The sequence below is a fragment of the Methylobacterium oryzisoli genome (assembly GCF_046557895.1).
Lineage (GTDB): Bacteria > Pseudomonadota > Alphaproteobacteria > Rhizobiales > Beijerinckiaceae > Methylobacterium > Methylobacterium oryzisoli.
This window is the reverse complement of the sequence record NZ_JBKIBX010000042.1, coordinates 1-7034: the sequence shown is the minus strand read 5'-3', so window position 1 is coordinate 7034 and position 7034 is coordinate 1. Positions and strand designations below refer to the sequence as shown.

The window sequence follows — 7034 nt, the reverse complement described above, 5'->3', positions numbered from 1 at the left end:
AGCGGCGGCCAACCCCAGGCCTGCGGCTCAGCGCCGGCCCCGCGCGAGCTGCGCGCGCGCCGCCTCCAGCACCTTGGCGGAGGTGAAGCCGAACTTCGTCTGCAGGTCCTTGATCGGGGCCGACGAGCCGAAGGTGTGCATGCCGAGGATCGTGCCGGCGCTGCCCGCATAGCGGTCCCAGCCGATCACCGAGGCCTGCTCCACCACGACGCGGGCCGTGACGGCGGGCGGCAGCACGCTCTCGCGGTAGGCCTCGTCCTGGCGCTCGAACAGCTCCCAGGAGGGCATCGAGACCACGCGCACCTTCGCGCCCTCGCTCGTCAGGGTCTCGTAGGCACCGACGCAGAGCTGCACCTCGCTGCCCGTGCCGATCAGGATCAGGTCGGGCGTGCCCTCGCAATCCGCGAGCACGTAGGCGCCCTTGGCGAGCCCCGAGGCCTGCGCGTAGCGGCTCCGGTCGAGGGTGGGCAGCGCCTGGCGGCTCAGCGCCAGCACGGCGGGCTGGTGCTTGAGGCCCATGATCACCCGGTAGGCCACCGCCACCTCGTTGGCGTCGGCGGGCCGCAGGGTGATGAGCCCGGGGATCGCGCGCAGCGCCAGCAGGTGCTCCACCGGCTGGTGGGTCGGCCCGTCCTCGCCCACCCCGATCGAATCGTGCGTGAAGACGTGGAAGATCGGCAGCTCCATCAGCGCCGCGAGGCGGATCGGCGGGCGCATGTAGTCGGAGAAGACCAGGAAGGTCGCCCCGTAGGCGCGCAGACCCACGAGCCCGAGCCCGTTCACGATCGAGCCCATCGCGTGCTCGCGCACGCCGAAATGCAGGTTGCGCCCGCCCGGCGTGAACGGGCCGAGGGCGGCCTCGCCCTCCAGCTTGGTCTTGTTCGAGGGCGCGAGGTCGGCCGAGCCGCCGAGAAGCCAGGGCAGCCGGGGCGCGATGGCGTTGAGCACCTTGCCGGAGGAATCGCGGGTGGCGAGACCCTTGGCGTCGGCCGGGAAGGTCGGGATGTCCGCGTCCCAGCCCTCGGGCAGCTCGCCCTTGAGGTAGGTCTCGACCTCGGTGGCGAGCGCCGCATCGCTCGCGCGCACCTCCGCCATCAGGGCTTCCCACTCGGCCCGGAGGGTGGCGCCGCGGGCGCCGATGCCATCGCGAAAATTCTGGTAGACGCCGTCCGGCACGAGGAACTCGGCATCCTCCGGCCAGCCATAGGCGCGCTTGGCGCCCTTGACCTCCTCGACCCCGAGCGCGTCGGAATGGGCCTTCGAGGTGCCCTGCTTGGTCGGCGCGCCGTAGCCGATCACCGAGTTCACGATGATCAGGGTCGGGCGGTCCTGCGACTGCAGGAAGGTCTCGATCGAGCCCGCCAGCGCGTGCACGTCGTTCGCGTCGGCGACCCGGAGCACCTGCCAGCCATAGGCGAGGAAGCGCGTCCCCACCTCCTCGCTGAAGGCGAGGTCGGTGTGGCCCTCGATCGTCACGGTGTTGGAATCGTAGATCCAGCACAGGTTGGCGAGGCGCAGGTGGCCGGCGATCGAGGCCGCCTCGCCCGAGACGCCCTCCATCAGGTCGCCGTCGCTGCACAGGGCGTAGACGTTGAAATCGAACAGCGGCCGGTCGCCGTAGGCGAGGCGGTCGTTGAGGTAGCGGGCGCCCATCGCCATGCCGACCGAGTTCGCCACGCCCTGGCCGAGCGGGCCGGTCGTCACCTCGACGCCGGTGGTGAAGTGGTACTCGGGATGGCCCGGCGTGCGGCTGTCGAGCTGACGGAAGCGCTTGATGTCGTCGAGGCTCACGGCCGGCGCGTTGGACCCATCCTTCTCCGCCACCCCCGCGAGGTGGAGCAGAGAGTAGAGCAGCATCGAGGCATGCCCGACCGAGAGCACGAAGCGGTCGCGGTTGGGCCAGGCCGGATGCGCCGGGTCGTAGCGCAGGTAGCGGTTCCACAGGGTGAAGGCCACGGGGGCGAGCGCCATAGGGGCGCCGGCATGGCCGGAATTCGCCTTCTGCACCGCGTCGATCGCCAGCGTGCGGATGGTGTCGATGCTGCGCTGGTCGATGTCGCTGATGCCGGACTTCGCGGGCGTGTCGGCTGCGCTCATGGGGCCCTCGTGGTCAAGTGTCGGCGGTCACGACGAGTGCGCCGCGTCCTGGCTTCCGGCCCGCTCCTTAGCGGGTCCGACCGCGCGACTGAAGTTCAGAATCGTGTTGACGAGGGCGACGTGGCTGAAGGCCTGCGGGAAATTGCCGACCTGGCGCTCCTCCACGGGATCGTACTCCTCGGCGAGCAGCCCGACATCGTTGCACACGCCCAGCAGCCGCTCGATGATCACGCGCGCCTCCGCACAGCGGCCGAGGCGGATCAGGTTGTCGGCGTACCAGAAGCTGCAGGGCAGGAAGGCGCCTTCGCCCGCCGGCAGGCCGTCGGTGGTCTGATCCTCCGTGTCGTAGCGCAGGATGAAGCCGTCCCGCATCAGGTGGCGGCCGATCGCCTCGACGGTGCCGACCACCCGGGGGTCGTCCTGCGGCAGGAAGCCGACATGGGCCATCAGCAGCAGGCTCGCGTCCAAGTCGGGCGAGCCGTAGGATTGCACGAAGCTGTTGAGGCCGGGATCGAACCCCTTCTCGCAGACCTCGCGGTGGATCGCAGCGCGCACCGCGCGCCAGCGCGACACCGTCGCGTGGTGGGCGTCGTCGCGGCTGTGCTTCTCGTAGTAGCGGATGGCCCGGTCGAAGGCGACCCAGGCCATCACCTTCGAGTGCACGAAGTGGCGCCGCCCGCCGCGCACCTCCCAGATGCCCTCGTCGGGCTCCTGCCACACCTTCTCCAGGTGTTCGAGGAGCGCGAGGCCGACCCGCACGCCGGTCTCGTCGCCCTCCAGCCCCCGCTCCTGGGCCTGGAACAGCGCGTCGAAGATCTCGCCGTAGACGTCGAGCTGGAACTGCTGCGAGGCGGCGTTGCCGATGCGCACGGGCTTCGAGTTCTCGTAGCCCGGCAGCCAGTCGAGTTCGATCTCCGGCAGCAGGCGCTCGCCGGCGAGACCGTAGAGGATGTGCGCCTGTTCGGGGCTGCCGGCCACCGCGCGCAGCAGCCAGTCGCGCCATGCCCGCGCCTCGTCGAGGTAGCCGGCATCCATGAGCGCCAGCAGCGTGAAGGTGGAATCGCGCAGCCAGCAATAGCGGTAGTCCCAGTTGCGCACGCCGCCGATCTGCTCGGGCAGCGAGGTGGTGGGGGCCGCCACGATGCCACCGGTCGGCGCGTAGATCAGCGCCTTGAGGGTGAGGAGCGAGCGGCTGAGGATCTCGTCCCAGGGCGTGCCGCCCTGGCAGCGGCCCGACCACGCCAGCCACGTCTCGGTGGTGCGCCGCAATTCCCGGCGCGGCTCGATCGGGGCCGGATCGTCCTCGTGCGAGGGGCCGTAGCTCAGCACGAAGGCGAGCGAGCGGCCTTCCTCGATCGTGAACTCCGACACGGTGGAGCGGCCGACGCCGTGCAGCGGCGCGCGGGTGCGCAGCACCAGCTTGTGGGGGCCCACGATCGCCCGCAGGTCGTCGTGCTCGTTGCGCGAGACCCAGGGCACGGCGGAGCCGTAATCGTAGCGCACCACGAAATCCATGCGCATCGCCACGCTGCCGCTCAGGCCCTCGACGAGGCGGATGAGGTGCAGCCCGTCGTTGACCGGCATGTAGTCCGTCACCCGGACCCGACCGGCCTCGGTCTCGTGCGTGGTCTCCAGAACCAGCGTGCCGGGGCGGTAGCGGCGCTCGGCGCGGCCGTGCGGATCGGCGGGCGCGATGCGCCAATGGCCGTGTCCGGGGGTGCCGAGCAGGGCCGCGAAGCAGGCCGGCGCGTCGAAGCGCGGCCAGCACAGCCAGTCGACGCTGCCGTCGCGCCCGATCAGGGCGGCGCTGCGCCCATCGCCCACGAGGGCGTAATCCTCGATCCGCAGTGCCATCACGCTCCCCGCGCCAGGCCGACCGGCGCGGGCCGGGGCCGCACCGACGGCATCCTGTCCTCGACGACGTCACGCGGCGGGTCCGTTCGACGGATCCGCCACGTGACGTTGGGGAGGTAGGCGGCGGCGGCGCGGGGTCCAGCCGCGCGGAGGCTCAGCGCCGCCGGTCGATCAGGTCCAGCACGGCACCGCCCGCCTGCGCGACGCCCTCGCCGAAGGCCGCGACGTGCCGCACCATATCGCGGCCGGTCTCGACCACCTCGGGCAAGGCGAGGAAGGGGCGCGGCGTCTCCGGTGCCGCGCGCTCCACGTCGGCGGCGGCGTCGGCGGCAGTGACCCGCAGGGTCTCGGGGCGCGGCGGCGGGCGCACGCCCGCGAGGAGCGGCGCCTCCGCGGCCCGGCGCGGGCTCGCGCGGCGGCGCACGGGGCTGCGCCCCTCGCCGGGCGCCAGCAGCTCGTCGCGGGCGGGCAGCACGGGAACGGTCTCGCAGAGCGCCGCCGGGGCGCTGGCGAGGGCCGGCGTCTCCGCGGCGGGCCGCTCCGGTGCGGCGGCGATGCCGATCAGCGGGAAGAGCTGCTCGAACTCGATCGGGTAGGGCGCCCGCACCCGGCCGTCGAGGCCGTCCGCGGCCACCTCGAACGGGTTGCCGGCGGGCAGGGGCAGCACGGACGCGGCCTGCCCGGCCGGCGCCCGCGGCGCGGCCTCGCGCCAGTAGAGCGAGCCGGCGGCGAGGCACGCGACGACGCCGAGCGTCGGCAGCAGCGGCAGGTAGCCCAGCGATGCCGAACCCCGGGCGATCCCTGCCGCACGTTCCCGCCGACCGTCGATCTCGCTCATGGGATCCTCACCCTCCGTTGCCGCCTCGCGCTCCACTCAGCCCCGGTTTTACGGCCGAAGCGGGGCCATTTCTTTGCAGCGATGTTTCTGCTCGCCCTAAGGCCCCCACCCGCCATCCACCACGTCCCGCGGTTGACGCACCGCTCCGGCGCGCCCTAGACATCGCCGGTCCGGATCCGAGCTCACGCGCGAGTCGACCGGCCGGTGCGGCGACAGTCCGCCGGAAGGGTGGCCGAGTGGTTTAAGGCAGCGGTCTTGAAATTCGTTCTCCGCTGTTCTCTTCAATCCCAGGGCGTCCCCTAAGATCCTGAAACCTTTCGTTTTCGGGCACAATTTTCGCCACACCGTCCTGCTTCGTACTGGCCAGTCCCAGGAAGTTGGGTAGCATATCTGGCAGCAGCGAGACGGAGCTCACTCTCGTGGTGCTCCAAGTCAACCCCGCGACTCGTTGGCTTTGCCGTCCTGGTCTGAGCCAACCGTCCAGGTGGCTTGATCTCCTGGCTGACCTAGCAGGGTGCTGAAAAAATTCAGTCTGGCTCCGCGACGAAGCCGGAATCGTCGCTGTTGTGGATGAAGATGTGCCCGACGAGCCGGCCCGCGGTGCCCGGCATCGCCCAGCCGCGGCCGCACGCAGGATCAGCGTCGTTCAAGCCTTCCCAGGAGAACTCAGCGCAAGCCGAGCCGTCGCGCGATCCGTAGCGCACGTCGAGGCTGCCTTGGACCGCGCCGAACACGAAGCGGCCATCGTGCTCGTCCGCGAAGGTGATGTGGGCCGGCTCAAGCAGGTCAAGATAGTCGGTGTCCCACAGGTCCATCTCGACGATCCGCCACCGGCCCTGGAAGGCCTTGGCCAGCCCGGACGCGCGGGGCGTCACGCCAGGGCTCCCAGCAGCTTCGGCAACCGGATCAAGTTGTAGGCCGCCGCCGCGAAGGTGAAGTCCCACCCAACCCGGTCCTTGCCGCGGAAGCGGGTCTTGCGTCGCCCCGCCACTGTCTTGATCCAGCCGAACCCTTCCTCCATGCGCTTGCGCAGTTTCTGACTCATGGCATAGCCCGCATGGCGCGTCGTTCGCCGGTCGATCGCCGAGCGCCGGCCGTTCGTGTTCTGGGCCACATGCGGGCGCACGTTCATGGACCTCAGCTCATTGACGAAATCCTCGGCGTCATAGGCCTTGTCTGCCCCGACCGAGATGGCCTGGGGGTGGTCGGCTCGCGGCTCGATCATCGCCAAGGCCGCGATCCGCTCCGCGTGGCCGTCAGCGCTCGTCAGGCAGGAGCCGACGAGCAGGCCCGCGCGGTTCTCCATCAGGAGATGGCCCATGAAGCACAGCTTGGCTTCCATCCCGGACCCCTTGCGGTAGAGCCGCGCCTCCGGGTCGGTCGTGCTCTGGTGTGTGTCGTTCGAGCGCTTCTGCCCGCGGAAGTCGACGTCCGCGTTGCGTCCACCGGTGGGCGGTGCGTCCGCATCCTTGTCGGACTTCGGCTTGAAGCTCTTCATCGAAGCCCATGCCTCGATCAGGGTGCCATCCACGCTGAAGTGCTCGGTGGAGAGCAGGCGCGTCACCTTGGGCTGACTGAGCACGGCAGCCAGGAACTTGGCCGCGACGTCGCCTTCGAGCAGCCGGTCCCGGTTCTTGGCGAACACGGAGGCGTCCCACACCGCCTCATCGATGCCCAGACCCACGAACCAGCGGAACAGGAGGTCGAACTCCAGCCGCTCCATCAGCTGGCGCTCTGAGCGGATGGAGTAGAACGCCTGCAGAAGCATGGCCCTGAGCAGCATTTCGGGTGCGACCGAAGGCCGTCCGACGCGCGAATAGAGCGGCGCGAACACACCACTGATGGCTTGCAGGGCGTCATCGGTGATCTGCCGGATGGTGCGGAGCGGGTGGTTGGCTCTGACGCGCGTCTCCAGGTCCACGTAGGAGAACAGCGATCCAGAGCGTGTGTCTGATCCCCGCATTCCCGCCCCCGACAACGGCCCCGTCGGGAGTGAACCACGCCGCCGTCCCGCGTACCACGGGCTTTTTCAGCGCCCTGCTAGCCCGTCTTATTCACCATGCCGAGGCCGAAGCAGCCTAAATGGCTGACCAGATTGGATTTTCTTTGGAACGGCGGCGGACAGAAACCGTCTCAGCCAAAAATCCCGAAATCGCATCTTCTACAACGGCTTAATACCGCCGCGCTTTAGCGTTGACTCGAACGTGAGTTGGTCGTGACGCACGTCTGTGCTGGCCTGCGGCCT

Annotated in this window: 5 protein-coding genes; all 5 read right to left on the bottom strand. The window is 69.9% G+C overall.

The window, feature by feature from the left end:
• Window positions 1-27 precede the first annotated feature (27 nt).
• The 5 genes from tkt to ACKUB9_RS27500 all read right to left on the bottom strand — a co-directional run bounded on the left by tkt (window position 28) and on the right by ACKUB9_RS27500 (window position 6752).
• On the bottom strand, window positions 28-2097 hold the full coding sequence (gene tkt, locus ACKUB9_RS27520; protein ID WP_407529180.1) for a transketolase: 2070 nt from the start codon (window positions 2095-2097) through the stop codon (window positions 28-30).
• 27 nt (window positions 2098-2124) lie between these two features.
• Complete coding sequence (locus tag ACKUB9_RS27515) at window positions 2125-3951, bottom strand: glycoside hydrolase family 15 protein (RefSeq protein ID WP_407529179.1); 1827 nt, start codon at window positions 3949-3951, stop codon at window positions 2125-2127.
• A 154-nt stretch (window positions 3952-4105) separates the two neighbouring features.
• Window positions 4106-4789, bottom strand: a complete 684-nt coding sequence (locus ACKUB9_RS27510; RefSeq protein WP_407529178.1) for a hypothetical protein — start codon at window positions 4787-4789, stop codon at window positions 4106-4108.
• 527 nt (window positions 4790-5316) lie between these two features.
• Window positions 5317-5604, bottom strand: coding sequence for a hypothetical protein (locus tag ACKUB9_RS27505; protein WP_407529235.1), 288 nt, complete (start codon window positions 5602-5604; stop codon window positions 5317-5319).
• A gap of 56 nt (window positions 5605-5660) precedes the next feature.
• Complete coding sequence (locus ACKUB9_RS27500) at window positions 5661-6752, bottom strand: IS5 family transposase (RefSeq protein ID WP_407529176.1); 1092 nt, start codon at window positions 6750-6752, stop codon at window positions 5661-5663.
• Window positions 6753-7034: the final 282 nt, after the last annotated feature.

Excerpts from the sequence above, each read along its gene's own strand:
- ACKUB9_RS27505 (WP_407529235.1), bottom strand. The coding sequence starts at position 5,604 with ATGGACCTGTGGGACACCGACTATCTTGACCTGCTTGAGCCGGCCCAC.
- tkt (WP_407529180.1), bottom strand. The coding sequence starts at position 2,097 with ATGAGCGCAGCCGACACGCCCGCGAAGTCCGGCATCAGCGACATCGAC.
- ACKUB9_RS27500 (WP_407529176.1), bottom strand. The coding sequence starts at position 6,752 with ATGCGGGGATCAGACACACGCTCTGGATCGCTGTTCTCCTACGTGGAC.
- ACKUB9_RS27510 (WP_407529178.1), bottom strand. The coding sequence starts at position 4,789 with ATGAGCGAGATCGACGGTCGGCGGGAACGTGCGGCAGGGATCGCCCGG.
- ACKUB9_RS27515 (WP_407529179.1), bottom strand. The coding sequence starts at position 3,951 with ATGGCACTGCGGATCGAGGATTACGCCCTCGTGGGCGATGGGCGCAGC.